This is a genomic window from Microcoleus sp. AT3-D2, assembly GCF_036705715.1.
Classification (GTDB): domain Bacteria; phylum Cyanobacteriota; class Cyanobacteriia; order Cyanobacteriales; family Microcoleaceae; genus Microcoleus.
The window spans coordinates 1-1,008 of the sequence record NZ_JAUBVE010000223.1 but is presented as its reverse complement, the minus strand read 5'-3'; the positions used below and the strand labels follow the sequence as shown (position 1 = coordinate 1,008).

2 pseudogenes are annotated in these 1,008 nt (G+C 39.0%); one reads left to right on the top strand and one right to left on the bottom strand.

The window, feature by feature from the left end:
* Positions 1–71: 71 nt before the first annotated feature.
* Positions 72–610: pseudogene (locus QUB44_RS31045) on the bottom strand (IS1634 family transposase); the annotation flags it as partial.
* A 166-nt stretch (positions 611–776) separates the two neighbouring features.
* Between QUB44_RS31045 and QUB44_RS31040 the strand changes: the two are divergent.
* Positions 777–929: pseudogene (locus QUB44_RS31040) on the top strand (ISAs1 family transposase); the annotation flags it as partial.
* Positions 930–1,008 lie beyond the last annotated feature (79 nt).

The window sequence follows — 1,008 nt, the reverse complement described above, 5'->3', positions numbered from 1 at the left end:
ATAGATAGTCTAAATGAAAGCTCATCACTACAACTGTATTGGTTGATCTATTTTACACCATAAACTCAGGAGAGCCGTTTGGATAAGCGATGAGCTGCTGCGGCAGCGTCGGCGGCACAAGCAAATTCAATTTTGGAGAGTTCTTGCAGTTTATTCTGAGCTTCAGCTTCAGCTTTTTTGAGTTTTTTTTGAGTTTTCGTAGGTCAGAATCACGGCGCAAATTGCTCTCTACTACTAACCATCTTTGTTCAATGCTACCGTAACTACTTTTGTGTTCTGACCAAGTATATCCCTTAACAGAACTGGAGGTAAATTCTGCTTCATTTAACTGAGATACCAGTTGCTGCGCTTGCTTGAGGCTCAACGGTACGCGGGTTAACCATCTTAAATTGGTTAACATGGATAAATTTGGGGCTGAATATAATGCACCCGAAGCAACTATTAAACTGTCCAGATTTAACTGTTGTTTAAACTCCTGACAAATAGATGCAAATATGGCATGATCTGATTCATTTCCTGAACCCACCCGTAAAAATAGTGGTACATCTCCATCGCTACTACAAATTAAATCTAAAATGAATTGTTTTAAATCGGGCCTGTGGTCGCGGGAGCAGGGTAAGCTCATCTAACTTGGTATAAATTGTACTTGACAAAAAAACGCCAATAGACTTTATACCTGTGAACCGAACTCAAACCTATAATCAAGTTTGAATCTTAACAAAGTCAATCAAGTTGAAACGGAGTCAAAGACAATGACAAAGGGTTTTGCACCTATATTGAAACTCGCTGTAAAATCTCAAGCTAAAAGAGCAGAAAAACGACAGTTAACACCTCTGAGCGAAATCCAAGCCAATTTATTGAATTATGTAGCAGAGCTACCCGACCCCAGAGTTCAAAGAACCCAAAAACACTTATTAAAAGATATTTTAGTGTAAGGATTCAGGTCTAAGATTGGGGAATAAGAGAAGGCATAAATAAGTCACAAGAGTGGGCAGATATAGCATCACG